Source organism: Falsigemmobacter intermedius, assembly GCF_004054105.1.
GTDB classification, from domain to species: domain Bacteria; phylum Pseudomonadota; class Alphaproteobacteria; order Rhodobacterales; family Rhodobacteraceae; genus Wagnerdoeblera; species Wagnerdoeblera intermedia.
This window is the reverse complement of record NZ_SBLC01000013.1, coordinates 76,492-102,099: the sequence shown is the minus strand read 5'-3', so window position 1 is coordinate 102,099 and position 25,608 is coordinate 76,492. Positions and strand designations below refer to the sequence as shown.

Here is a 25,608-nt window from a genome sequence, read left to right as displayed (position 1 = left end):
GCCATGACCCGAAAACAGCTTCATCTCGGCCTCTTTCTGCAGGGGGCGGGGCATCACGTCGCGGGCTGGCAGATGCCGGGGGCGACCTATGGCTCTGAAAACCTGCCGCATCTGCAAAATGTCACCCGCATCGCCGAAGAGGCGAAGTTCGACATGGTCTTCCTGGCCGATGGTCTGACCACATCGCCCACGGCGCATCCGTCGATGGTGGCCCGGCTGGAGCCGCTGACTCTGCTTTCGGCCCTGGCCATGGGAACGCGCCACATCGGTCTCGCGGCCACCGCCTCCACCACCTATGGCGAGCCGTTTCACACGGCCCGGGTCTTCGCCTCGCTCGATCACCTCAGCGGCGGTCGCGCGGGCTGGAACGTGGTGACGACCTCTTACGCGCGTTCTGCCGCCAATTTCGGCAAAGCCCATCCCGATCACGACGCCCGTTATGAGATCGCTGATGAATATGTCTCGGTGGTGCGCGCGCTATGGGACAGCTGGGAGGATGATGCCTATGTGCAGGACGCCGAAGAGGGCCGCTATATCGACCCCGCTAAAATGCATGTCCTCGACCACAAGGGCCGCTATTTTGAGGTCAAAGGCCCGCTGAATGTCACCCGCCCGCCCCAGGGGCATCCGGTGATCATTCAGGCCGGATCGTCCGATCCGGGGCAGGAACTGGCGGCGCGCAGTGCCGATGTGGTCTTCACCGCTCAGGCAACGCTGGAGGGGGCAAAAGCCTTTTATGACGGGCTGAAGGCCCGCATGGCGAAATACGGCCGCAACCCCGATGAGCTGGCCATCATGCCCGGCGCTTTCGTGCTGATCGGCGACACCCGGGCGGAGGCAGAGGCCCTTCTGGAGCAGCTTCAAAGCCGCACCGATCCCGCAGAGGCCTATCCTTTGCTCAATGAGCGTCTGGGCACCGATGTTTCGGGCTATGACATCGACGGCCCGCTCCCCGATATTCCGGTGTCCGAAGAGATCCGCTCGCGCTCAGAGCTGCTGATCCGTCTGGCGCGCAGCCGCAATCTGACGATCCGTCAGCTGTTGAATATGGTGGGTGCCGCGCGTGGTCATCTGATGCTGGTGGGCACCGCCGAAGAGGTGGCCGATGAGATCGGGGCCTGGTTTGAGGCCGGGGCGGCGGATGGCTTCAACATTATGCCCGCCTGGTTTCCCAAACCCCTCGAAGATTTTGCCACGAAAGTCGTGCCGATCCTGCAAAGCCGCGGTCTGTTCCGCGAAGACTACCAGGGCCGGACCCTGCGCGAGCATCTGGGCCTGAAACGCCCCCGCCATCCGCGCGCCACTTGAAAAGACCTGCCCCCGGCCTCACAGGCTTCAATGCCCGTGAGGCCGGTCAGTCTGCAGCGGGAAGAAAGGGCTTTCTTCCTTCCCCGCCATTCCCGGCCCATGGCGAAATGGCCAGAAAGAAACCCTCACCGATCGTCGGATGCCGCGCCCTCTTCAGGGCCGGGACCTGTCTCCGGCTGCGGGCCCTCTGCCCCTTCGGGTTTGAAACGCGGCAGGACCGCCAGGGTCGCCGTGGTCAGAAGTGCGATGACAATCGCAACCTCATAGGCCCCGAGCCCCACAGCCGCCCCGATCGCGCCCGTCCCCCAGAGACTGGCTGCGGTGGCTGTGCCCGTGACGGAGTTCTGAAGTTTCAGAATTGCGCCGCCTCCGATGAAGCCGATGCCGGTAATCAGACCTTCGACCACCGCCCCCATCGCGCCAAGATCCTCGCCCAGACGCCCCTCTGCGGCCTGGACGAACCCGCAACAGGAGACGGCGACGAGCGGGAAGGTCCGCAGACCTGCGCTGCGTTCTTCGCGTTCCCGGTTCCAGCCGATGGGCAGCGCCAGGAGATAGGCCACAAGAAGCGTGATCGTCTGGCGCAGCATATCCGGCCACTCGATCTGGGAGACCCATTCATACATCGGCGCCACCCTCCTGTAAGGTGACGGTCAACGTCTCTGCGGGCGTCAGGCTTCCGCCCGGATCCGTCGTGAGTGGATCTCCGCTCAGGGGCCCAGGTGTGCGGCCCGCCCGGCAGGCCTGGTCACAGATCAGTCAGCTCACGCCTCACGGCTTTTCGGCAGCGGTCTGAACCGGCGAGAGGAACACATCATAACGGGTGGATTTGCCAAGGATCTGATGCGAGGGCTTTCGGATCCCCTCCAGCGGCTTGCCTTTCAGCGGCCACTTCAGCACGGTGCGCCTGCGCGCGCTGGCCAGAGCCACCTGCATCAGTTCGGCGGAATCTTCATCCGCACCGACGATGTCACGCACCTGCCGAAGCGGAAGTTTGACCAGCGCCGAGCTTTTGCGGGGAGGATGCATCGGATCCACATAGATCACCTCCGGCGCCAGCTGCGGCAGAAGGTCTTTGGCATCGCCGCATAAAAGCGTCATCCGCCCGGCGATCTCGGCATATTCACCGCCCGCCTGCCGGCATTGCTCCAGCCCCTCCTGCAGAAGGTTCTGCATCGTCTCGGAACGCTCAATCAGCGTCACCTGAGCGCCGAGCGAGGCCATGATGAAGGCGTCACGGCCAAGACCGGCCGTGGCATCCACGACATGGAACTCCTGCTTTCCCTTCATCCCGAGGGCGCGCCCGAGCGCCTGAAGGCGCCCGCCGCCATATTTCAGGCGATGAGCAATCGCTCCGCTAAGGTAATCAACGCGCAGGCTGGCTATGGCCCTGTCCTCTCACAAACACTTATCGCCGTGCCTCTGGGGCGGCGGATGCGGCTGTTCATAAGAGCCTGCACGGATTTGGACAAGACGGTCCGGATGTTGCCCCGATCACGGGGCAGGTGGTGCGCCCCCCTCCGGGCAGGGGGGACGCGGTCTCTGACAAAGAAGCGGGGCTTACGCCTCGTCAACAACACCATTGCGCAGCAGGCCGACGCCGCTGATTTCCACCTCGACCGTGTCACCGGCCTTCATGAACAATTTCGGTTCACGGAAGAGGCCGACGCCGCCGGGGGTGCCGGTTGCAATCACGTCACCCGGCAGCAGCGTGCAGATCGACGAGCAATAGGCAATTAGTGCCGGAATGTCGAAAGCCAGATCCGAGATCGGCGTCGATTGCATTTCCTCGCCGTTCAGCCGGGTGATCATATGTTGCGACGCCGGATCGAGCAGCTCAGCACTGGTCACCATGAAGGGGCCCATGGCGCCCGAACGGTCGAAGTTTTTGCCCGGCCAGAACTGGCTGGAGTGGCGCTGGAAATCACGCACGGAGCCGTCGTTGAAGCAGGCGTAGCCGGCAATGGCTGCCATCGCATCGGCCTCGGCGATGTGACGCCCGCCTTTGCCGATGATCACGGCCAGTTCGCCCTCAAAATCGAACCAGGTCGAGGATTTGGGGCGCAGCAGATCTTCGCCGTGCGCCACGATAGAGCCGGGATAGCGGGTGAAGATCGGCGGATGCGCAGGCTTTTCGCGGCCGGTCTCCAGGATATGGCTCATATAGTTCAGGCCGATGCAGATGATCTTATCCGGGTTCGGCAGCGGCGACAGCAGTCTGACCTGCGACAGGGCCAGCGTCTCGCCCGCGGCCACAGCCGAGAGGTCTTCACCGGTGGCGAGGAAAGCGCGCAGATCGGCTGCACGGGCGCGCAGATCCGCGCCTGCATCGCGCAGCGTCTCGCCGGTCACAAAGCCATAGGACGCGGTGCCGCAGGGCAGGATATAGGAAGCAATAGGCATAGTCGTCTCCGTCATCGTCGAAAAGAAAGCTCAGCGCAGCATCTGCGGCAGCCAGAGGGTGAGGGCAGGAAAGATCACCAGGACCGAGAGGCGGACCAGATCAGCCATCAGGAAGGGGAAAATTCCGCGGTAAATGACGCCAAGGGGGGTCTCTTTGTGCATCGCGTTCAGGACCATAACGTTGATCCCGACGGGCGGCGTGATCATCCCGATGCCGATGACGGCCACGTTGATGATGCCCCACCAGACCAGATCATAGCCAAAGTGCAGCACCAGCGGCACCACGAAGGGCAGCGTGATCACCATGGCGGCGACTTCGTCAAAGAAGGCCCCCATGACAATATAAAGCGCGAGCAGCAGGAAGATCACCACCAGGGGGGCGACATCGAGCGCGCTGATCCACTCCACCACAAAAGCGGCCGCCCCGGTGACGGTGATGAAATAAGAAAAGATCGTCGCGCCAAAGACCATGACATAGATCATCGCCGTCGCAGCGCTGGCCTCGGCCAAGACGCCGATCAGGCTGGCTTTGGTCAGCTTGCCCCGGATCAGCGCAAAGACAAAGGCAATGGCCACGCCCACGGAAGCTGCTTCGCTGACCGTGAAGATGCCCGAGTAAATTCCGCCCAGAACCGCGGCCCCCAGCAAAAGCACGCCCCAGCCCTGACGGATCGCCGCCAGACGCGCGCGCCAGGGCAGGCGCGGGCCCTCGGGGCCTGCGGCAGGGTTCAGGGCGACGGTGACGCGCACCGCCAAGTAATAGCACAGCACCGTCAGCGCCGCCGGAATAACTGCTGCTGTGAAGAGATCGAGCACCGAGGTTTCCGTCAGCACCGAGTAGAGGATCATAATTCCGGAGGGGGGGACGATAATGCCCAGGGTGCCCCCGGCCGCAATGGTCCCTGCCGCCAGACCCGGCGCATAACCGCGCGCCAGCATCTCGGGCATGGCCACCCGGCCAAAGGTCGCCGTTGTGGCAATCCCCGAGCCGCAGACAGCGCCAAAACCGGCGCTGGCCAGAACCGTCGTGGTCGCAAGCCCGCCCCGGCGGTGCCCCAGCATGGCAGAGGCCAGATTATAGACATCGGCGGCCAGCCCCCCGGTGGTGGCAAGGCTCCCCATCAGCATGAAGAGCGGCACCACGGCCAGATCGAGGTTGCCCATCGTCGAGGCCGGCTCAGAGGCCATCAGCGACAGCGCCGGCCCCCAGCCCGCGATCTGCGCAAAGCCCGCCACGCCGACCAGCGCCATGGCAACCCCGATCGGAACATGCAGGGCGATCAGACCAAGCATCACAAGAAGGCCGGTCAGGGCCAGATAAAGCGGATCCATGTGATCTCCGGGTAAGTGCAGAGGGAGAGAGGGTTAAAGGGCGGTCGGCTCTTCAGCGTCCGCAAGGCGCGCGCCGCCGCGGGCAAGGGCCACGAGATCCGACAAAAGCACGACCAGCTGCGCGAGGGCAGCCAGGATCACAAAGACCGCAGCCGCCACCCAGAACGGCCACAGCGGCATCCGAAGCACCCATGTCTGTGCGCCGCTCTCCCAGGAGCTGATCGCATAGGGCACGAAGGCCCATGCCATCAGACCCGCAAAAATCATGGTGATGAGGGAGGCAAAGACATTCAGATTTGCGCTGACCTTCGGGCCGCAGGCTGAGCCCAGAAGGGTGACCGTGATGTTTTGCCGGAAGGCAAAATTCGCAGGCAGGCAGGCTGCGATGACGACCGCCATGACCACTGAGCTGACATCATTCACGCCCTGGATGGGGGCCTTGAACAGCCAGCGCATCACGACATCCAGCGTCGTCATCATGGCCAGCCCCAAAAGCCCCGCGAGGGCCACAAGCGCCAGCACCCGCGACGCTGTGCGCAGGTAATTTTCCAATGTTATCATCGCAGTCCTCCCCGTACCTACTGAGAGCAGGTACAATGAACAGGTTGACAGATGCAAAGGATGCGCCAAAGACTCTCCTTATACCTGTCCATACTGCGGACAGTCGGAAGGAGGACTCATGGCATCGGGAGACTCTGTCCGGGCGCTGCGCCGGGGCATCGAAATCCTGCGGCTGATCAATGCCGAGCCGGGACTGCGCGAGAGCGATATCGCAAAGCGCACCGCCATTCCTCGTCCGACCGTTTACCGCCTGATGGAAACCCTGGAGGAGCTTCATCTGGTCACCCGCTCGCCCAGCGATGAGCGGTGGCGTCCGACTGTGCATACGCGTGCGCTGACGTCAGGCTACCGCGATGACGGCGGCATCTCAGCGGCGGCACTGCCGCATATGACGCGGCTGGGACGGCAGATCCTGTGGCCGATCGATCTGGTCAGTTTTCACGACTACGCAATGCTGGTGCGCGAAACGACCCATAACAGCAGCCCCTTTTCCATCGATGTGGGCATGGCCGGACGCCTGCTGCCCGTGACGGAAACGGCAGGCGGCCGGGCCTGGCTCGCCTGGTGCCCGGAGGAGGAGCGCGACATGATCCTCGCGGGCATTGAGGCGCGCAGCAAAGAGGCGGGCGGCATGAATTTTGACCGCCGCGCCTTTGGCCATATTCTGGACCGGGTGCGCCATCTGGGCCTTGGCTTTCGGGTCGAGGGCTTTCGCAACCACACCATGAGCCTCTCTGCGCCCATCCGCGCGGAGGGGCGGATCCTGGCCTGCCTGACCATCGTCTGGATCGCCTCGGCGCTGGATTTTGAGACGGCGCTGGACCGCTATCGCGGCCCCCTTCTGGAGACGGTGGCCGCGATCGAGGCGGATCTGGCGGCCTGATCGCGCCGTCAGAAGCCGCAAAGGCGGGCGTAATCCGCCAGACCCGTCGCCAGATCCTCGGGCCAGAAGGCCGCCGCACAATAGCGGTCGGGCCGGATCAGCAGGATCTGGCCGCGGTGGGTGGCAAAGGGGCGCGCGGCCATCGGATCTGACGCCCGGAGCCCGTCTGAGCCGCGCTGCGACAGGCGGATCTGCGCCAGCGGCAGACCGGCGAGGGTGGTCCGCGAAAGCGCCTCAAAGGCGGCTGCCGCCTCGGCCCCGACCGCCAGCAGCGCAAAGCCTGCGCCAAGATGGGCGTCCAGCAGGCGGCCGTCGCTCAGCACCGGCTGAGGGATCATCTCGCCCACGAGGCTCGCCTCCAGCTCGGCAGTCTGTGCGGCCATCAGCAGGCCCGCCTGATACCGCGGGCGGGGTTTGAAGCGCATCTGGATCAGATAATCGCGCACCGCAGGGAAGGGCTGCAGCGCCTGCAACAGCAGATCGCGGAAGTGACGGCCCGCCGCATTGCTGGGCATTACGATGCTGCCCATGGCAACGGCCAGCCGGATCATGTCTTCGGCCGGACCACGCCGCTCAGCCTCATAGCTTGCCGCCAGCGCCTCAGGGGCCTCGGTCTTCAGCATCGCCGCCAGCTTCCAGGCAAGGTTCGTTGCATCGCGCAGCCCCGCATTCATCCCCTGCCCCGCAAAGGGCGGCGTAAGATGCGCAGCGTCTCCGGCGAGGAAGATCCGCCCCTCGCGCCAGCGTGCTGCCATCCGCGCATGGAAGGTATAAACGGTGCGGCGCAACACATCCTCTTCCCGCCAGGGGCGGTAGGGGGCCAGCAGGCTCCGGAGGAAGGGGGTGGAGAGTGCCTCTTCGCGGGTCTCACCGGGAAGCAGCATGAATTCATAACGCCGTCCTCCCCGCGGGGCGGGCACGCTGACCGCCGGTCGCGCGGAAGAGCAGAAGAATTTGCTGCGCGGGTCCTGGTCGGGATCATTCAGGCTGTCGAGGACGATCCAGTCCTGGGCGTAGGTTTCCCCCTCCATCGCAATGCCAAGGCGCTCGCGCATGGGCGAGCGGCCGCCGTCGCAGGCCACGACATAGTCAGCCACAATCCTGCGCACCCCTTCGGCGGTCTGCACCGTGACCTCGACTCCCTGGCCGGTCTGCACCGCACCGGTCACCTCAGCGCCAAACTGCAGCCGCCCCGGGCAGGCCGACCCAAAGGCCTCGGCCAGCGCGCGCTCAAGGTCCGGCTGGTGGATGAAGCTACGTTTGGGAAAGCCGTAAGTCTGCGGCCCCGCGCCGGTTTCGGCAAAGGCCACACCGTCATCGCCGATATACAAAGACCCGGTCCCCTGCAGCGTCTGCGGCTGATAGCCGGCGGCGAGACCGAAGATCTGCAGACTGCGCAGCCCCTCGTCGTCCAGAACGATGGCACGCGGCAGGTTCAGCGGCTGTGCCTCGCGCTCGAGCACCAGTGCCTCCACGCCATAGACCTGCAGCAGGTTGGCCAGCGTCAGCCCGCAGGGACCTGCACCAATGATAAGAACGGATGTCCGATTGGGTAACATGTGAAATTCTGCCCTTACCTCTTTGCGCCAGCTAACCCGTGCCGTCGGGGGGCTGCTAACCGGCGCTGGAAGATGTCCGCCAAGCGGACGTCCCCCGCCTCAGTTGTCCGCTCTGTGAACGCCTGGAAATCGGCGCGGGGAAAATCCTGCGCTCTCGCGGATGATAGGCCCCGTGATGGAGGAGCTTTGACCATGTCTATCTGTGCACTGGGTTACATCGGCATCAGATCCGGGCGTCTTGACGACTGGAGCCAGTTTGCCACCGATCTGCTGGGCATGCAGCAGGTGGACCGCGGCGGAAACGTGCGCGCCTGGCGGATGGATGACCGCAAACAGCGCCTGATCGTCACCGATGACGGCGAAGAAGGCCTGGATTTCATGGGCTGGGAAGTCGATACGCCGGAAAACCTGGACCGGATTGCCTCGAAACTCGAAAACAACGGCATCGCGGTCAAATGGCATATGCGCGCGAAGGCGGATGAACGCCACGTGACGCAGCTTTTGAGCTGCTATGACCCCGACGGCAATTACATTGAGCTCTTCTGCGGCCCCCATATTGCATCAGAGCCCTTCGTGCCGGGCCGCCCCATCACCGGCTTTCGCACCGGCACTCTGGGGATGGGGCATGTGGTGCTGCATACGCCCACGGCAGAAAAACTGCTGTGGTTCTACCGCGATCTCCTTGGCTTTGCCGTCAGCGATTACGGGATGAAGCCCTATCCGCTCTATTTCTTTCACGTCAATAACCGCCACCACAGCTTTGCGATCGTGGGCTCCGGCCGCCGGGGCCTGCATCACTTCATGGTCGAGCTGCAGGCGCTTGATGATGTGGGCCAGGGCTATGACATTGCGAAATATGAACAGGACCGCGTGGCCTATTCGCTGGGTCGCCATGCCAACGACCCCATCATCAGCTTCTATGCCAATTCGCCCTCGGGCTTCTTTGTCGAATATGGCTGGGGCTCGCCGGTGATCGATCCCGCCACCTGGGAGCCGCATGAAACCGTGGACGGGCCCAGCCTCTGGGGCCACGACCGCGTTCACCTGCCCGAGGATGACCCCACCCGTCAGCGCCTGCGTGAGATGGCGCTTGAGACCGGGCGTCGCGGCCGTCAGGCTCCGAACCCCAATCCCAACTGCGCCTGGCTGGACAGCGTGATCCACCGCCAGTGACGCCCCCCGCCCGCTGCCGCGCGCCTTCCGCGCGCCAGGGCAGCGGGCCCGACTGAACGGACTTTGCAAATGACTGATTTCCTGGCCGATGTGATCATCGTCGGCGGCGGGCCGGCCGGCCTGACCGCAGCGCTGCTTCTGGGGCAACGCGGCATTCCCACCGTCCTGTTTGAGGCGAGCCGCGACACCGGTGGCCATCCCCGTGGCCACGTTGTCTCGACCCGCAGCATGGAGATTTTCCGTGAACTGGGGCTGGAAGCGGCCATCGATGCGGTCTCGCTGCCCCTCGAGCGTCACGGCGGCGTGGGCTTTGTCACCAGCCTCGCGGGCGAAGAGATCGGCCATATCCGCACCCGTGGCGATGCCGCGCGCGATGCGGCTGAAATCGCCCTCAGCCCCTGCCTGAAACGCTCCTGCCCCCAGGACCGGCTGGAGCCGGTGCTGCAAGAGGCCGCCCGCGGGCTGACATCGGTAGATCTGCGCTTTGGGACCAAAGTCACCACGATCGCGCAGGACGACGACGGGGTCACCGTTGGCTGGGAAGCGGCGGACGGGACCACCGGCACTTCACGCGCGCGCTGGCTGATCGGCGCCGACGGCCCGCGCGGCCCGGTGCGCGAAGCCGCCGGGATCGGCATGTCGGGGGAAGTCCTGGGCCAGCAGATCGGCGTCTATTTCCATGCGGATCTGTGGGACCTGGTGCAGGATCGCCCCTGGCTTTTGTGGTGGATCTATAACGCGCAGACCACCGGCGTGCTGATCTCGCTCGATGGCCGCCACCGCTGGACCTATAACTTCCCCTATCCCGAAGGTGTGGACCGCAGCGCGTTCACCGAGGACCGCTGCCGCGAGATCGTGCGCGCCGCGATCGGCCTGCCCGATGCCCCGGTAGACATCCGCAGCATCATGCCCTGGCGCATGCAGGCCCGTCTGGCCGATCAGATGCACAGGGGCCGCATCTTTATCGCCGGGGACGCTGCCCACCCGCTGCCGCCGACCGGTGGCCAGGGCATGAACACTGGCATCGCAGACGTGCACAATCTGGTCTGGAAGCTCGACGCCGTCCGCCAGGGCCGCGCGGGGCCGGAGCTTCTGGAGAGCTATACCGACGAGCGCCTGCCGATCGCGCGCTTCAACGTCAGCCAGAGTGCCGCCAATGCGCGCAAAATGGCCAAAGCCGGGCTCTCGGGCATTCTGGCGCTGGACCCGGAAAACAGCCGCATCATCGACAAGCCCGAAGGGGCCGCACTGCGGGCAAAGATGGCGGCCGCCATTCCCGCGCAGCGGGGCCATTTCGACTATCCCGGCCAGACCTTCGGCATCGGCTATTCCTCGGCGGTCATTGTGCCTGACGGCACCCCCGAGGTGGAACTCTCGGTGGAGACCTTCACCCCCTCTGCCCGGCCCGGCATGCGGCTGCCGCATCTGTGGGTCAAGCGCGGCGGGCAGCGTCTGTCCAGTCTCGATCTCTGCCGCGGCAAAGACCTGGTGCTGCTGCTCGCGGCGGAGACTGCCGATGCGGAAGCGGCGTTCCGGCACTCCTGCGCGGCCCGGGGCCTTGACGGCGAGATCTACGTCGAGGGGCGTGACGGTCTGCGCTTTGAGGAGGCGCAGTGGCGTGAAATCTACGGCCTGGGCGTAGGCGGGGCGCTGATCCTGCGGCCCGACGGGCATGTGGCTTTTCGCAGCCCTTCGGCGGATGGCACGCTCGCTCAGGCCGTTGCGCAGATCCTGCCGCTGTAAATCGGCTTGATATTGCTGCATAATCCTGCCCCATAGGGCAAAGCAGCGATGAGGACGCTATGAGCAGATCTGCCGGAACCATCAGATCTGTGGCACGGGCCATCAACGTGCTGCAGGCTCTGAACCAGAAGCGTGAAATGCGCCCCGCCGATCTGGCCCAGGCCACCGGCATCCCGCGACCGACCGTCTATCGGCTGCTGGAGACGCTGGAGGAGCTGCATCTTGTGCAGCGCGATCAGTCCAGCGAGCGCTGGCGCATCGCGCTGCAGGCGAAATCCCTCAGCGCGGGGTTTCGCGAAATGGACTGGATCAGTCAGGCGGCTTTGCCCGAGATGAACCGGCTGAGCCGCGAGATCCTGTGGCCGCTCGACCTTAATCTGTGCATCAACGGCCGGATGGAGGTCCGCGAGACCACGATGAACCACAGCCCCTGGTCGATGGAATACGGGATGGTCGGGCGGATGCTGCCGATGCTGCCCGTGGCCAGCGGCCGGGCCTGGCTGGCCTTCTGCCCCGATCAGGAACGTCAGGAGATTCTGAGCCTGCTCTGCAGCCAGTTTGATGAGCAGCCCCCCTTCCTGACCTCCGACGGCCCGCTGGAGGAGGTGCTGCGCGTCAGCCGGGATCTTGGACTTGGCTATCGGCGTCACGGATTTCGGGAAGAAACCATGAGCCTCTCGGCGCCGATCTTCCATGACGGTCGCGTTATGGCCTGTCTGACGGTGATCTGGCTGAAAACGGCGGTCAAATTTGATCTGGCCGTTCAGCGCTATGCGCAGCCGTTAAAGGAAACGGCTGCGGCGATCAGCAAAAGGGTTCAGCTTGCCGGCTGATAAGTCAGCGGCGCCACATGGCAGGTGCCCTGACGCCAGCCCTCCCCCTCGCGGTGCCAGGTCTGGGTGACAAACCCATGCATCTGCCGCCGCTCGCCGGTGGCGAGGATTTCAAGTTCCTGATCGAGAACCCCGGTCATCACGGCGCAGTCGCCGATCACCCGCACCACCATGTCAGAGCGGCGGATGTTGTGAAACCGGTAGCGCCCGCCGACGCCGTCCAGATAGGTCGCCAGATCATCGGCTTTGCCGTTCATATGCACATGAACCAGATCGTCGCGCAGCAGGGCCGCCAGGGCGGCACGATCCCCCTCCATCAGTGCATTGCAACGCTGCGTTTCAAGCGCCAGAAGCGCGGTGGTCTCTGCGGTCATTGAGGATATCCCTGATTAGTCTGCCCCCTTGCTGAACCACCGCAGATCATTCGGAAATCATTTGCACCGGGCTGTCCGCTGCGTGAACAGCAGAAAACTTGGCTGCGGCTGAGTCGCAGCTTATGCAAAAGCGACAACCGGAGGAGAGACCCATGACTCAGGCCCGTCTTGACCTGATCGATCGTCGTATTCTGACAGAGCTGCAAAAGGATGCCCGCGTCAGCAATGTGCAGTTGGCCGCGCGCGTGGGGCTCTCGCCCTCGCCCTGCCTGGCCCGGGTCCGCCGGCTGGAACAGGAGGGATATCTGAAAGCCTATGTCGCGCTCGTCTCTCCCGAAGCGCTCGGGCTGAGCATCACGGTCTTCATCCAGGTCAGCCTTGAGATGCAGCACAAAGAGGCGCTGCGGACCTTCGAGACACGGGTGACGGAGCTTCCGGAGGTCATGGAATGCTATCTGATGACGGGCGACAGTGACTATCTTCTGCGCGTCGTGGTGCCGGATATGGAGGCGCTGCAAAGCTTCATCATGCAGGATCTGACCGAGATTCCGGGCGTGCGCAACATCCGCTCCAGCTTTGCGCTGCGCCAGGTGTCTTACAAAACAGAACTGCCGCTGTCCGCAGAGTGAACCATGCGGTTGTGCGGCTTTCTGCGGATCCGACAGCAGATCATACTGTTTGAAACGGGAACCACCACATAGTTTAGCACCCTGTGCCGACTGTTCCATGGCAGGATCCCTTCAACGACATACAGGGATGCGCCCATGACCCACGTTGATCCGCTTCAAACCCATGACCCCGATCCGCAGGAAACGCAGGAGTGGCTCGACGCGCTGCGCGCGACCGAAGTGCACTCCGGCTCGGCGCGCGCGCATTACCTGCTGCGCCGCCTCGAAGAGGCCGCCCGCGGCTCGGGCCTCTTTACCTCCGGCCAGCCCTTCAGCGCCTATCGCAACACCATCCCGTTGAGCGCCCAGGGTCCCTACCCCGGTGATCTGGCCATGGAAGAGCGCCTGACCGCCATCATGCGCTGGAACGCGCTGGTCATGGTGCTGCGGGGCAACAAAGCCTATGGCTCGCTGGGCGGGCATATCGCCAGCTATGCCTCGGCGGCCGAAATTTTTGAGACCGGCTTCAACCATTTCTTTGAGGCCCCGCGCGAGGGCCACGGCGGCGATCTGGTCTATTTCCAGCCGCATTCGGCACCGGGCGTCTATGCGCGGGCCTGGCTCGAAGGCCGCCTGAGCGAAGAGCAGCTGTCGAATTACCGCCAGGAGACCGACGGCACCGGCCTGTCGTCCTATCCGCACCCCTGGCTGATGCCTGATTTCTGGCAGTTTCCCACCGGATCGATGGGTCTGGGCCCGCTGAGCGCGGTCTATCAGGCGCGCTTCATGCGCTATCTGGAAGGCCGGGGTATGGCCGAAACCGCCGGGCGCCACGTCTGGGGCGTGTTCGGCGATGGCGAGATGGACGAGCCGGAATCGATCGCGGGCCTGACGCTGGCCGCGCGCGAGGGGCTCGATAACCTGACCTTCATCATCAACTGCAACCTTCAGCGCCTGGACGGGCCGGTGCGCGGCAACGGGCAGATCATCCAGGAGCTGGAATCGCTCTTTATCGGCGCGGGCTGGAACGTCATCAAAGTGCTCTGGGGCTCTGACTGGGACGGGCTTTTTGCGCGCGACAGCGGCAATGCGCTGCTGAAGCGTTTTGCTGAAACCGTGGACGGGGCCTATCAGGATCTGGGCTCCAAAGACGGCGATTACAACCGCCAGAAGTTCTTTGAGGCCAACCCCGAGACGGCGGCTCTGGTCGCCCATATGACCGATGCGGAAATCAACGCCCTGCGCCGCGGTGGCCATGATCTGCGCAAGCTTTATGCCGCCTTTGCCGCCGCGAAAGCCCATAAGGGCCGCCCCACAGTGATCCTGGCCAAGACGAAAAAGGGCTATGGCATGGGAGCTGCGGGCGAAAGCCGCATGGTGGCGCATCAGGCCAAGAAGCTCGACACCGATGCGCTGCGCGCCTTCCGGGACCGCTTTGGTCTGCCGATTTCGGACAGCGACATCGAAGAGCTGAACTTCTACAAACCCGCCGACGACAGCCCCGAGATGACCTATCTGCGCCAGCGCCGCACGGCCCTTGGCGGTGCGCTGCCGCAGCGCTCGGCAGGCCGCGCGGGTGCGGTGCAGGTTCCGCCGCGTGAGGCCTGGGCAGGCTTTGCGCTGCAGGGCGACGGGCGCGAAGGCTCGACCACCATGGCGGTGGTCAGGATGCTGGGCAACCTTTTGAAAGACAAAGAGTTCGGCCCGCGCATCGTGCCCATTGTCGCCGATGAGGCGCGCACCTTCGGCATGGACAACCTCTTCCGCCAGATCGGCATTTATGCGCCCCAGGGCCAGCTTTATCAGCCCGAAGATGCCGGCAGCATGATGTTCTATAAGGAAGCGACCAATGGTCAGCTTCTGGAAGAAGGCATCACCGAGGCCGGGGCGATTTCCTCCTGGACGGCGGCTGCCACCTCTTATTCGGTGCATGATCTGCCGCTGCTGCCGGTTTATATCTACTACTCGATGTTCGGCTTTCAGCGGATCGGCGATCTGATCTGGGCCGCCGCAGACCAGCGCGCGCGGGGCATTCTGCTGGGCGCCACGGCAGGGCGCACGACGCTCTCGGGCGAGGGGCTGCAGCATCAGGACGGCTCAAGCCTGGTGGTGGCGCACAGCGTGCCGAACTGCCGCTCCTGGGATCCGGCTTTCAGCGCCGAACTCGCGGTCATCATGGATCACGCCACCCGCGCCATCATGCAGGAGCAGCGCGATGAGTTCCACTACATCACCGTGATGAACGAGAATTACCCCCAGGGCGCGCTGCCCGAGGGCGCGGAAGAGGATCTCATCAGGGGCATGTATCGCTATGCCCGTTACGGCGACGGAGAGCCGCAGATCCGTCTGCTGGGCTCGGGCACGATCCTTCTGCAGGTGATTGCAGCCGCTGAGGCCCTGGCCGCGCGTGGCATTGCCTGTGCCGTCTACAGCGTGACAAGCTGGTCCGAACTGGCCCGCGATGGCGCCGCCACCGAACGGCAGAACCGTCTGGCGGGTTTGTCTGCTGCGGATCAAAGCCATATTGAGCGCCTGCTGCCCGGGAATGCGCCTGTCGTGGCCGCAACCGACTACATCCGCGCGCTGCCGCAGCTGATCGCGCCCTGGATCCGGGGCCGTTATGTGACGCTTGGCACCGACGGCTTTGGCCGCTCCGGCACGCGCGAGCAGCTGCGCGCCTTCTTCGAGGTCGACAGCCGCTCGATCCTGCTGGCAGCCCTGGAAGCACTGGCCCGCGACGGCGCCATTGACGCCGGTATTTACGAGGCAGAGCGGGCCGGGGCACTGCAGCAGGCCCCCTCCTGGACGCGATAAGAAAGGCCGCCCCGATGAAAGAGATCCTTATTCCCGATATGGGCATGGGCGGCGCTGTGCCGGTGGTGGAAATCCCCGTTCAGCCCGGCCAGCACATCACCGCAGGCCAGACCGTTCTGGTGATCGAGGCCGACAAAGCCACGCTGGATGTGCCCTGCGAAATTGAGGGCACCGTGCTGGAAATTCTGGTCGCCCTTGGCGATCAGGTCAGCGCAGGCCAGCCCATGCTGCGGCTGGAGGTGGCGGGGGCTGCCGAGGCCGCCCCGGTGCCTGCCCCCGCCCCGGACGCGGCGCCGCCCGCTGCCCCGGCCCCGGCCGCAGCGCCCGCAGTTGCGCCCGCCCCTGCTGCCCCGGCTCCGGCTTCGGCCATGGCCGAGCCTGTCCGGGACCCCGAGGCCGCAGTCTATGCCTCGCCCTCAGTCCGCCGCATGGCTTTCCGGCTGGGCGCGGATCTGTCGCGCATCGCAGGCTCGGGCCGCAACGGGCGCATCACCCCTGAGGACGTGGAGGCCTGGGTCAAGGCGCGTCTGGCGGCCCCGGCACCCGCTGCAGCCGCGGCGCAGACCAGCCTTGGCCTGATGCCCTGGCCAAAGCTGAACCCCGAAGCCTACGGGCCGGTCGAGCGGCTGCCGCTCTCGCGCATCGGTCGCCTGTCGGGTCCGGCGCTGCAGCGCAACGCCGTGCTGATCCCCCATGTCACCAATTTCGACGAGGCGGATCTGACAGAGCTGGACGCCCTGCGCAAATCCGTCAACGCCACTGAGGGCCGCAAGGATTCGATCCTGCCCTATATCGCTAAGGCCTGTGCCGCGGCGCTGAAGCTGCACCCCAAATTCAACGCCGTGCTCGATGGCGAGGATCTGATCCTGCGCCGCTATGTGCATATCGGCATCGCCGCAGACACGCCTGAGGGGCTGGTGGTGCCGGTCCTGCGCGACGTGGACAAAAAGTCGGTCCGCGAACTCAGTGACGAGATGGCCTCGCTGGCCGCTGACGCCCGGGCGGGGCGGCTGAAGCCTGCCGATATGCAGGGGGCGGGCTTTACGATCTCCTCGCTCGGCGGCATTGGCGGGACCGGTTTTACCCCGATCATCAACGCCCCCGAAGTGGCCATCCTTGGCCTCGCGCGTGCGCAGATCAAACCGGTCTGGGACGGCGCAGGCTTTGCGCCCCGGCTGATCCAGCCGATGGCGCTCTCCTGGGATCACCGGGCCTGCGACGGGGTGGCAGCGGCACGCTTCCTGCGCACGATTGCGGATTTCACCGGCGATTTCCGCCGGATCCTGTTGTAAAGGCTCGCTGACATGACCAATTGTGATCTTGTTGTCATCGGCGGCGGCCCCGGCGGCTATACCGCCGCCTTCCGCGCGGCAGATCTGGGCCGCAGCGTTACCCTGATTGAGGCGGATGACCGTCTGGGCGGGGTCTGTCTGAACCGCGGCTGCATCCCGTCAAAGACGCTGCTCTCGGTTGCGGAAAAAATCGAAAGCGCGGCGGCGGCAACGGAAATGGGGGTCGCTTTCGGCGCCCCCACCCTGAACCTGGACGCCCTGCGCGCCCATAAAGACGGGGTGGTGAACCGGCTGACCACGGGGCTTGCGGGGCTTGCGAAACGGCGCAGGGTAACCGTCCTCCAGGGAACGGCAAAGTTCACCGGGGCCAATGCGCTGCAGGTCCAGACCCCCGACGGCAGCCGCATGGCTCTGAGCTTTACGCAAGCCATCATCGCCACCGGCTCTGCGCCCATTACGCTGCCCATGCTGCCCGATGATCCCCGCATCATGGACAGCACCGGCGCGCTTGCCCTTCAGGATGTGCCCGCGCGGCTGCTGATTATCGGCGGCGGCATCATCGGGCTGGAAATGGCGCAGGTCTATCACGCGCTCGGATCAGAGGTGGTGATCGCCGAGGCGGGTCCGCAGCTTGTGCCCGGCGCAGACCCGGCGCTCCTTTCCCCCCTGACAGAGGCGCTGAAAGGCAAAGTCGCGGTGCATCTGACAACACAGGTCAGCGATGTGCGGGCCGAGGAAGAGGGCCTCTGGGTCTGCGCCGGTGCGCAGGATCTGGGCCGGTTCGACCGTATCCTGGTGGCGATCGGGCGCCGCCCGCGCGGGGCAGAGATTGACCCCGCCGCCGCAGGGGTGACCCTGACCGAGCGGGGCTTTATCCCCACCGGGCGCGACAAACGCACCAGCCAGCCGCATATTTTTGCCATCGGCGATGTGACCGAAGGTCCGATGCTGGCCCATAAGGCCGTCCATGAGGCCAAAGTGGCCGCCGAAGCCGCCTGTGGCGAGAAGGTCGAATTTGACCCCCGCGCCATCCCTTCGGTCGCCTATACCCACCCGGAGGTTGCCTGGACGGGCCTGACCGAAACCCGCGCGAAAGCCGAAGGGATTGCGGTCAAGGTGACGTCATTCCCCTGGGCTGCTTCAGGCCGGGCGCTCTCCGCGGCTGTGGGCGCAGGCACCAGCCGTCTGATCCTTGATCCGTCAACGGGGCGTATCCTCGGGGCCGGGATCTGCGGGGCCAATGCGGGCGAGCTGATCGCCGTTGCAGGTCTTGCCATCGAGATGGGGGCCACGGCTGAAGATCTGGCGCTGACCATCCATGCGCATCCCACGCTCTCAGAGACCCTGGCCTTTGCCGCCGAAAGCTTTCTGGGCACGCTGACCGACCTTTGAGGCCCTTCTCTGAAACAGAAAACCCCCGACCCGCAGACAGCGGGCCGGGGGCTTTTTTCTGCGAAACGGCAGATTACTTCGCTGCCGCCAGGGCGGCTTTCATCGCGTCATAGATCTGCTGGCCGTTCGGGGTCTCAGCGATCCAGGCATCGGTTGCCGGGCGCACGGCGGCTTCCCAACGGGCCGCGGCCTCTGCGTCGACTTCGGTGATGGTGGCTTTGCGATCTTCGGCCCGCTTGCGTGCGGCAACCATATTCTCGTCAAAGATCCGGCCGAACCGCTCCGAGAAGGCTGCGCCCGAATACTGGTCGATGGCGGCTTTCGCTTTCTCCGGCAGCGCGTCGTAGCGGGCCTTGTTCATCAGAACCAGCATCGGCGTGGCCCCGAGCGGCGCCATCAGATAGTTGTTGGCGACTTCGGTGACGCGGAAGGTCTCGCCGGCGGTCCATTCGGTCAGCGTCCCTTCAACGAGGCCGCGGCTGATCGAATCCGCGAGGTTCGCCCCGGTGATCCCGCCGATCGGAACGGCCCCCACCGCCTTCAGCGCGGTCAGCAGAACCGGACCCGGGCCGCGGAAGTTGACGCCATTAAGGTCTTCCGGCTCGGTGATCTTTTTGGTCGAAGCGATGAAGTTCGGCGCGCTGACAACCACGCCGATCAGCTTGAACTTGTTGTAATCATTTGCGAATATGCCGTCTTCATACATCTTCCACATGGCTTTCGAGCCGGCGGTGGAATCCGGCACGAGGAAGGGAAGCTCTGCGACCGAGCCTTCCACAAAGCGGCCCGGCGAATAGCCGGGGATAACCCATGCGAGATCAGCCACACCATCTTCCACCAGCTTCAACTGTTGGTCGGGGGCGCGACCCAGGGTCCCGCCGGCAAACATTTTAACGTCAAGCGTCCCCTCAGACGCTTTGGAGACGTCTTCTGCCCAGGCGGTCAGGACATTTTTGGTGACATAGGCCTGCGGCGGCTCGAAGCTCGCAAAACGCAGGGTTTCAGCCTGTGCCATAGTGGCCGTGGCCAGAAGGGCCGCGGCGGCATAACGAATGAAAGACATGGTTCCTCCCGAACTTTCCCGGCCAGAGCTTAACCTGCCTTACGGCGCGCAAAGGGACGGATCACGATCTTGTCCACCTAATGAACAGGGCCGAAAATGGCCAGCCGCCCATTGCCCTGAGAAAGGCCCCTGTCCGCATCACGGACAGCCACGCCACGGCCCTGGTCAAAGCCCTTTGCAAGGGGGATGACCATCGGGCCAGGGAGGGCTTTATATGGCTAAAGACATCGTCACATGCGCCGAAGCTGTCAGCGATATCGCAGACGGTATGAGCGTTATGATCGGAGGGTTCGGGGGTGCCGGATCCCCGGTTGAACTGATCGGGGCGCTGATCGCGCGGTTCAGAGAGACCGGACATCCGCGCGATCTGACCGTGATCAACAACAACGCCGGAAACGGCACCGTCGGCATCGCGGGCATGATTGCCGCCGGAATGGTGCGCAAAATCATCTGCTCTTTCCCGCGTTCGGCCTATCCCCAGGCCTTTACCGAGGCTTACAAAGCCGGGCGGATCGAACTGGAACTGGTTCCCCAGGGCACGCTGGCTGAGCGGATCCGGGCGGGCGGTGCGGGCATTCCGGCCTTCTACACGCCGACGAGCTATGGCACCGAACTGGCAGCCGGCAAGCCCGTGGCCGAATTCGAGGGCCGCCCCTATGTGCAGGAACGCTGGCTGAAGGCGGATGTGGCTCTGGTGAAAGCGGAGCTCGCAGATGAGGCGGGAAACCTGACCTATCACGGCGCTGCGCGCAATTTCGGCCCCATCATGTGCATGGCAGCGGCGCTGAGCATCGTGCAGGCCCGCGAGATCCTTCCCCCGGGCACTCTGGACCCGGAACAGATCATCACGCCGGGCATCTTCGTCGACCGCCTGGTTCGGGTTGAGGCCCCCGTACAGGAGGAAGTCCTGGTTCGCGCCGAGGCCGCCACCGCAGCAGGAGAAAACGGATGAAACGTTTGACGAGCAGTCAGATGGCCTGGCGTGCGGCGCAGGATATCGCCGACGGCGCCTATGTGAACCTTGGTATCGGCCTGCCCGAGAGGGTCGCGGCTTATCAGCCCCCCGGCCGCGCGGCCATTTTTCACACTGAAAACGGTATTCTGAACTTCGGCCCCTCGCCGGCCGCGGGGGACGAGGACTGGGATATCATCAACGCGGGCAAACGGGCGGTGACCCTGCTGCCGGGGGCCTCGTTTTTCCACCATGCGGACAGTTTCGCCATGGTGCGCGGCGGACATCTTGATGTTGCGATCCTTGGCGCCTTCGAGGTGGCTGAGACGGGGGATCTGGCCAACTGGTCAACCGGCCCCGGCGGCGTGCCTGCCGTAGGCGGTGCGATGGACCTCGTCCATGGGGCAAAACGGGTGGCCGTTCTGATGGATCACACGACCAAAGACGGGCGTGCGAAACTCCTGAAACGCTGCAGCCTGCCGCTGACCGGTGTCGGCTGCGTCACCCGCGTTTATACCTCTCTGGCCGTCCTTGATATCGAGGCCGGGCGTTTTCATCTGCGCGAGAAGGTGCCCGGCCTGAGCGTTGCGGAGCTTCAGGCGATGACGGAAGCAGAGCTGGTTGTGCCGGAAGGTCTGACCGATCTGATCTGCCCCGACCTCTGAAAAGCCCCCCCGGCGCAATACTCCTGCGCCGCGGGGCAGCACACCGTCCTGACTGCAGACGTGCTTTGCGGGGACTGGGGATCGTCCGCGGCTCAGCATGTCAGAGGCGCGATCAGTCACGGATGGTGCCCGAGGCTTTCAGCGCTTCCACCTCTTCTGCGCTCAGCCCCAGGTGGCGCTGCAGGACGCCGACCGTATCCGCGCCAAGGCGCGGTGGCGCACGATCATATCGTGCGGGCGTCTCAGAAAATCTGATCGGGTTTGCGATCAGGCTGACGGTGCCGGTGCGCTCATGCGGCAGATCCACCACCATGCCGCGATGCCGGATCTGCGGATCCTCCAGCATCTGCGGGATGGTATTGATCGGCGAGCAGGGTACATCCGCCGGGGTCAGCAGCGCCTCCCACTCGGCGGCGGTGCGCTGCGCGAAAGCGGCTTCCAGCTGCGGCAGAAGTGCGGGCTTATTGGCCATACGGTCGCGGTTGGTGGCAAAGCGCGGATCCGCACCGACCTCAGGCAGTCCCAGCACATCGCAGAGCTTTTTGAACTGCCGGTCATTGCCGACTGCAATCATCAGATCACGGTCCGCGCAGCGAAAGGCCTGCCAGGGACAGGTGATCTGTGAGGCCGATCCCGCCCGCACCGGGGTTTTGCCCGAGACAAGGAAGTTCGTGGCAATATGAGAGAGCGCCGCCACCTGCGCATCGAGCAGCGCCAGATCAATATGCTGCCCTGAGCCGCCATTGTCGCGATGCGTTGCGGCAGCCAGGATCGCGATGGTGGCATAGAGCCCGGCGGTGATGTCCGAGACTGAATAGCCAACCAGGTTCGGCCCGGCCCCCGGTGCGCCGTCGGGCACGCCGGTGATGCTCATCAACCCGCTCAGCGCCTGAAAGAGCGGGTCATAGCCCGGCAGTTCCGCCGAAGGGCCGGTCTGACCAAATCCGGTGATCGAGCAATAGATGATCTTCGGATTGACCGCCTTCAGATCGGCATAGCCCAGACCGTAGCGATCAAGTGTGCCGGATTTGAAATTCTCAATCACCACATCCGCATCGGCGGCCAGGCGGCGGACCAGCTCCTGGCCTTTGGGGTCCTTCAGATCGATGGCCACCGACTGTTTGCCGCGGTTCATCGCGAGAAACGAGGAGGTCTCGCCCAGATCATTGCCTTCGGCATCCTTGCGATGAATGCCGAGGTGGCGGACGTCATCGCCGAATTTCGGATGTTCGATCTTGATCACTTCCGCGCCGAAATCCGCCAGGATCTGCCCGGCATAGGGACCGGCGAAGACACGGCTGAGATCGAGCACGCGCAGATGGGAGAGACAGCCCTTCGGGGCGTTTTGATGCGTTTCGGTCATGTCAGCCCCTCAGCCCGGCAGATTCAGAACAACTTTGGCGATCACATTGCGCAGCACCTCGCTGGAGCCGCCAAAGATCGTCGTCGGACGTGCCATCAGATAGGTGCCCGCCGCATGCAGTTTGGGGTCGTCATTCATCGGATGCATCAGACCGGCGCTCGCCCCCCCGATCTCCAGCATATATTCCGAGATGCGCTGATAAAGATCGCTCTGAAAGATCTTGAGAAGCGAGACTTCTGCACCGATCGGCTCCCCCTTGCGGAGTTTTTCGACATAGGTCTCAAAAAGCGCGGTCAGATCGGCCACATCGAGCCGCAGGCGGGTGAATTTCTCAAGGAAAACCGGATCGCGCTCCAGTCCCAGTTCGCACGCCAGCAGATGCAGCCGCCCCAGAGCCGAGGCGGAGAGGCGCGGGGCCCCGATAAAGACCCGCTCATGGCCCAGAAGCGCCTTGGCCATGGTCCAGCCTTTGTTGACCTCACCCACAAGGTTGCCCTTCGGCACGCGGACGTTGTCAAAGAAGATCTCGCAGAATTCGTCGTGCATCTCGAGATTTTCGATCGGCCGCACGGTCACACCGGGCAGATCCATCGGCACCAGGATAAAGCTGATCCCGGCCTGCTTCTTAGCGGTCTTATCGGTGCGCGCCAGGATGAAGATCCAGTTGGCGTCATTGCCGAGCGTCGCCCAGGTTTTTTGCCCGTTGATGACCCATTCATCGCCGTCGAGCACCGCTTCGGTGCGCACAGCCGCAAGGTCCGAGCCCGCGTTCGGCTCTGAATAGCCCTGCGCCCAGATATGCTCGCCCGAGAGGATTTTCGGCAGATAGGTCGCCTTTTGCTCCTCCGTGCCAAATTCGATCAGCAGCGGCCCCAGCATGACCGGCCCGATGTCATTGATCCGCGCCGCGCCATAGCGCTCGCATTCCTCAATCCAGATCAGCTGTTTGGTGGCCGAAAGCCCCATGCCGCCATATTTCACCGGCCAGGAGGGGGCGATCCAGCCCTTTTTCGACAGCGCCATATACCAGGGGCGGCTTTGGCGAAAATGCACGCGCTTCTGGGCATAACGCGGGATATCAGCGGGGTAATGCGCCTCGATGAAAGCGCGGGCTTCCTGACGGAAGTCCTCATCCGACATGGTGGCGTAGATTTCGTTCGCAGAAGTCATTCGTGGTCTTTCCCGCTCAGGCTGCCGGCGCATAGGGCAGCACCGCTGCAAAGCGGCGACGATGGAAACCGGCAGAGCCGAAGTGATTTGCGAGGACCATGGCCTTGCGGACATAAAGGCCCACATCATGCTCATCGGTGAAGCCGATCGCGCCATGCATCTGGATCGCCTCTTTGCCCACCATCAGCGCCACGTCAGAGGCGCGCGCCTTGGCCTGGCTGACCGCAGCACTCAGAGCCGCAGTCTCGGCCCCGGCATCCATCAGCGCCACGGCGCGGTCGACGGCGGCCCGGCAAAGCTCAAGCTGAAGCTTCAGTTCCGTCGCGCGGTGCTGCAGGGCCTGGAAGCTGCCGATGGGGCGGTCAAACTGCTGGCGGACGCGCAGATAGTCCAGCGTGATCTCAAAGGCGGTCTCGGCCCCGCCCTGAAGATAGGCCGCCGTGGCGAGCGCCGCCTCATTGAGGGCAAATTCCACCTCAGAGGCAGGGGTCTCCAGCACTTCAACCGGGGCATCTTTCAGCGTCAGGCGGCCGTAGTTGCCGCCGTCCTGGGTCTGCTCAAGCGTCAGGCTGACACCTTCTCCGGTTTTGTGAACCAGCGCGAGCTGACCGGCTGCGGTAATCACAAAGGCATCCGCCCCGGCCGCATTCAGAATGAAGCGCTTCTCGCCACTGGCGCGACCGTTGACGATCTGCATCGCGCCATCAGCATCAAGGCCGTCCATCGCCTCCTGCCAGGCGGGCAGCAGAATTTCTTCACCCGAGAGCACCCGCTCACCCGCCTGATCCCCCGCCAGCCGCAGCGCCAGCAGCGCATGGATCAACGGCTCAGGAACACAGCCGCCGCCCAGGACCCGCGCCAGCGCAACATAGGCGTCCATCCCGAGGCCCAGCCCCCCCTGCGCCTCGGGCAGGCGGAGCATCAGCCAGCCGAGATCGGCCATGCGGGTGAATGTCTCGCGGTCAAAGCCGGGTTCGGTAAAACGCAAAGCGCGCACGCGCGACAGATCCCCGCCCGGTGGCACGATGGCTCGGGCGCTGTCGCGGATCATCTCCAACTCGGCGATATCGGACACTGCAGCCTCTCCTGAGTATTTCATATTGCATTAAACTCTAAAAGTCAGTTTATTGATCTTTAGGGGGCTGTCAAGGCGCGAGACCACTGAGGAGCCAGCTTAACCGACTGAAATTGCCTTGCATTCCTGACAGAGGTTCGATTTCGTCGCCGTGCATGACGTAAAAAGTCAATAAATTAGCATATTCAACACAAGGGCCCAGCCCGGCAGGTGACATGACGACAGTCCCCCTTGCCCGAGTCGATCTCAATCAGAGTTCGGTCTCGCGTTACATTCAGCTTGCGACGCTCTTTCGTCAGCGGATCACCTCCGGCCAATGGCGCTCCGGCGCGCAGATCCCGACAGTCGCAGATCTCGCCGAAGAATACGGCGTTGCGCGCGCCACCATCCGTCAGGCGCTGGATGAGCTGGTCCGCGAGGGGCTGATTGAGCGCTTCCGTGCGCGGGGCACCTTTGTGCGGGCGCGGGCGCGGAATCAGCTCTGGTGTCAGGTCGGGACGGAATGGTCTGGCCTGCTGCGCGCGATTGACGGCGCGAGCATTGAAGTGCTGGCCGACAGCGCCGCCGTGGGCCTGCCGGAGCTGCGCTATGCGATCGGCACACCGGCTGCAGCCTACCGGCAACTCAAACGCCGCCACTGGCGCCCCGGCCAGCCCTTCCTGCTTGCCGATCTTTACATCTCAGAGGATCTGCGCGGCCGGATCAGCGATGAAGATCTGCGCCTGAAAACCGCGCTGCGTCTGATCGATGACATTCCCGGCCTGATCCCGGCCTCTGCCCGCCAGACCCTGACCATCGCGGCCGCCGATGTTGAAAGCGCGCAGGCTTTGCAGATCCCGATTAATGCCCCGGTCGCCGTGGTTCATCGCCGCGTGGTCGATTCGGAGGGGCAGCTGATCCTGGCTGCCGACGGGATCTACCGCGGCGATGTGCTGCGCCTCGATATTGAGCTGCGGTGACGGAGACATCAAAAAATCCGGCTCTGGCGGCCCGCCCGGGCGGTTTGGGTCTGGACAGCATAAAACCATATATCTAGCCTTATGCA

General features: G+C 64.2%; 23 protein-coding genes. 12 read left to right on the top strand and 11 right to left on the bottom strand.

All coding sequences use genetic code 11. From position 1 onward, the window contains the following. Positions 1-3 precede the first annotated feature (3 nt). On the top strand, positions 4-1,308 hold the full coding sequence (locus EP867_RS10995) for an LLM class flavin-dependent oxidoreductase (RefSeq protein ID WP_128489121.1): 1,305 nt from the start codon (positions 4-6) through the stop codon (positions 1,306-1,308). A gap of 125 nt (positions 1,309-1,433) precedes the next feature. Here EP867_RS10995 and EP867_RS10990 read toward each other — a convergent pair whose 3' ends face one another. The 5 genes from EP867_RS10990 to EP867_RS10970 all read right to left on the bottom strand — a co-directional run bounded on the left by EP867_RS10990 (position 1,434) and on the right by EP867_RS10970 (position 5,604). Then, a complete protein-coding gene (locus EP867_RS10990) occupies positions 1,434-1,934 on the bottom strand; it encodes an MgtC/SapB family protein (RefSeq protein WP_128489119.1) in 501 nt (166 codons plus the stop codon). A gap of 145 nt (positions 1,935-2,079) precedes the next feature. Continuing rightward, positions 2,080-2,685: a class I SAM-dependent methyltransferase gene (locus tag EP867_RS10985; protein WP_277749362.1), complete on the bottom strand. Its 606-nt coding sequence runs from the start codon at positions 2,683-2,685 to the stop codon at positions 2,080-2,082. A gap of 183 nt (positions 2,686-2,868) precedes the next feature. Continuing rightward, the gene (locus tag EP867_RS10980; RefSeq protein ID WP_128489115.1) at positions 2,869-3,711 is read right to left on the bottom strand and encodes a fumarylacetoacetate hydrolase family protein; all 843 of its coding nucleotides are present in this window, start codon (positions 3,709-3,711) and stop codon (positions 2,869-2,871) included. A gap of 30 nt (positions 3,712-3,741) precedes the next feature. Continuing rightward, positions 3,742-5,043, bottom strand: coding sequence for a TRAP transporter large permease (locus EP867_RS10975; RefSeq protein ID WP_128489112.1), 1,302 nt, complete (start codon positions 5,041-5,043; stop codon positions 3,742-3,744). A gap of 33 nt (positions 5,044-5,076) precedes the next feature. Next, the gene (locus tag EP867_RS10970; RefSeq protein ID WP_128489110.1) at positions 5,077-5,604 is read right to left on the bottom strand and encodes a TRAP transporter small permease; all 528 of its coding nucleotides are present in this window, start codon (positions 5,602-5,604) and stop codon (positions 5,077-5,079) included. Positions 5,605-5,722: 118 nt separating this feature from the next. Between EP867_RS10970 and EP867_RS10965 the strand changes: the two genes are divergently transcribed. Beyond that, on the top strand, positions 5,723-6,487 hold the full coding sequence (locus EP867_RS10965) for a helix-turn-helix domain-containing protein (RefSeq protein ID WP_241656891.1): 765 nt from the start codon (positions 5,723-5,725) through the stop codon (positions 6,485-6,487). 8 nt (positions 6,488-6,495) lie between these two features. Here the strand turns inward: EP867_RS10965 and EP867_RS10960 are convergent, their stop codons facing one another. Further along, on the bottom strand, positions 6,496-8,046 hold the full coding sequence (locus EP867_RS10960; RefSeq protein WP_128489108.1) for a bifunctional 3-(3-hydroxy-phenyl)propionate/3-hydroxycinnamic acid hydroxylase: 1,551 nt from the start codon (positions 8,044-8,046) through the stop codon (positions 6,496-6,498). A gap of 192 nt (positions 8,047-8,238) precedes the next feature. Between EP867_RS10960 and EP867_RS10955 the strand changes: the two genes are divergently transcribed. The 3 genes from EP867_RS10955 to EP867_RS10945 all read left to right on the top strand — a co-directional run bounded on the left by EP867_RS10955 (position 8,239) and on the right by EP867_RS10945 (position 11,795). Beyond that, entirely contained in the window at positions 8,239-9,219 is a 981-nt protein-coding gene (locus tag EP867_RS10955) for a VOC family protein (RefSeq protein ID WP_128489106.1), read from the top strand. A gap of 69 nt (positions 9,220-9,288) precedes the next feature. Then, positions 9,289-10,962 carry an FAD-dependent monooxygenase gene (locus tag EP867_RS10950; RefSeq protein ID WP_128489104.1) on the top strand — a complete coding sequence of 558 codons (1,674 nt, stop codon included), beginning with the start codon at positions 9,289-9,291 and terminating at the stop codon, positions 10,960-10,962. A gap of 59 nt (positions 10,963-11,021) precedes the next feature. Then, positions 11,022-11,795 carry a helix-turn-helix domain-containing protein gene (locus EP867_RS10945; protein WP_128489102.1) on the top strand — a complete coding sequence of 258 codons (774 nt, stop codon included), beginning with the start codon at positions 11,022-11,024 and terminating at the stop codon, positions 11,793-11,795. Here the strand turns inward: EP867_RS10945 and EP867_RS10940 are convergent. After that, entirely contained in the window at positions 11,780-12,169 is a 390-nt protein-coding gene (locus EP867_RS10940; protein WP_128489100.1) for a nuclear transport factor 2 family protein, read from the bottom strand. The genes EP867_RS10945 and EP867_RS10940 overlap by 16 nt on opposite strands. 152 nt (positions 12,170-12,321) lie before the next feature. Between EP867_RS10940 and EP867_RS10935 the strand changes: the two genes are divergently transcribed. The 4 genes from EP867_RS10935 to lpdA all read left to right on the top strand — a co-directional run bounded on the left by EP867_RS10935 (position 12,322) and on the right by lpdA (position 18,275). Then, positions 12,322-12,798: an Lrp/AsnC family transcriptional regulator gene (locus EP867_RS10935; protein ID WP_128489098.1), complete on the top strand. Its 477-nt coding sequence runs from the start codon at positions 12,322-12,324 to the stop codon at positions 12,796-12,798. A gap of 135 nt (positions 12,799-12,933) precedes the next feature. Further along, positions 12,934-15,591 carry an alpha-ketoglutarate dehydrogenase gene (gene mdeB, locus EP867_RS10930; protein WP_128489096.1) on the top strand — a complete coding sequence of 886 codons (2,658 nt, stop codon included), beginning with the start codon at positions 12,934-12,936 and terminating at the stop codon, positions 15,589-15,591. Positions 15,592-15,605: 14 nt separating this feature from the next. Next, positions 15,606-16,883, top strand: a complete 1,278-nt coding sequence (locus EP867_RS10925) for a 2-oxo acid dehydrogenase subunit E2 (RefSeq protein ID WP_128489094.1) — start codon at positions 15,606-15,608, stop codon at positions 16,881-16,883. Between the two features lie 12 nt (positions 16,884-16,895). Continuing rightward, entirely contained in the window at positions 16,896-18,275 is a 1,380-nt protein-coding gene (lpdA, locus tag EP867_RS10920) for a dihydrolipoyl dehydrogenase (protein ID WP_128489092.1), read from the top strand. 73 nt (positions 18,276-18,348) lie between these two features. Here lpdA and EP867_RS10915 read toward each other — a convergent pair whose 3' ends face one another. Further along, entirely contained in the window at positions 18,349-19,338 is a 990-nt protein-coding gene (locus EP867_RS10915) for a TRAP transporter substrate-binding protein (RefSeq protein WP_128489090.1), read from the bottom strand. 214 nt (positions 19,339-19,552) lie between these two features. On the opposite strand from EP867_RS10915, the gene EP867_RS10910 reads away from it, so the two are divergent. Together EP867_RS10910 and EP867_RS10905 are read left to right on the top strand one after the other, a co-directional pair. After that, on the top strand, positions 19,553-20,290 hold the full coding sequence (locus EP867_RS10910) for a 3-oxoacid CoA-transferase subunit A (protein ID WP_128489088.1): 738 nt from the start codon (positions 19,553-19,555) through the stop codon (positions 20,288-20,290). Then, positions 20,287-20,955, top strand: a complete 669-nt coding sequence (locus EP867_RS10905; RefSeq protein WP_128489086.1) for a 3-oxoacid CoA-transferase subunit B — start codon at positions 20,287-20,289, stop codon at positions 20,953-20,955. Before EP867_RS10910 ends, EP867_RS10905 begins: the two co-directional genes overlap by 4 nt. A gap of 112 nt (positions 20,956-21,067) precedes the next feature. Here EP867_RS10905 and EP867_RS10900 read toward each other — a convergent pair whose 3' ends face one another. The 3 genes from EP867_RS10900 to EP867_RS10890 are packed head-to-tail and all read right to left on the bottom strand — an operon-like array spanning position 21,068 to position 24,563. Next, entirely contained in the window at positions 21,068-22,318 is a 1,251-nt protein-coding gene (locus tag EP867_RS10900) for a CaiB/BaiF CoA transferase family protein (protein WP_128489084.1), read from the bottom strand. A gap of 9 nt (positions 22,319-22,327) precedes the next feature. After that, positions 22,328-23,488, bottom strand: coding sequence for an acyl-CoA dehydrogenase family protein (locus tag EP867_RS10895; protein ID WP_128489082.1), 1,161 nt, complete (start codon positions 23,486-23,488; stop codon positions 22,328-22,330). Positions 23,489-23,504: 16 nt separating this feature from the next. Continuing rightward, entirely contained in the window at positions 23,505-24,563 is a 1,059-nt protein-coding gene (locus EP867_RS10890; protein ID WP_206616327.1) for an acyl-CoA dehydrogenase family protein, read from the bottom strand. Between the two features lie 215 nt (positions 24,564-24,778). On the opposite strand from EP867_RS10890, the gene EP867_RS10885 reads away from it, so the two are divergent. After that, positions 24,779-25,522, top strand: a complete 744-nt coding sequence (locus tag EP867_RS10885; RefSeq protein WP_128489078.1) for a GntR family transcriptional regulator — start codon at positions 24,779-24,781, stop codon at positions 25,520-25,522. Positions 25,523-25,608: the final 86 nt, after the last annotated feature.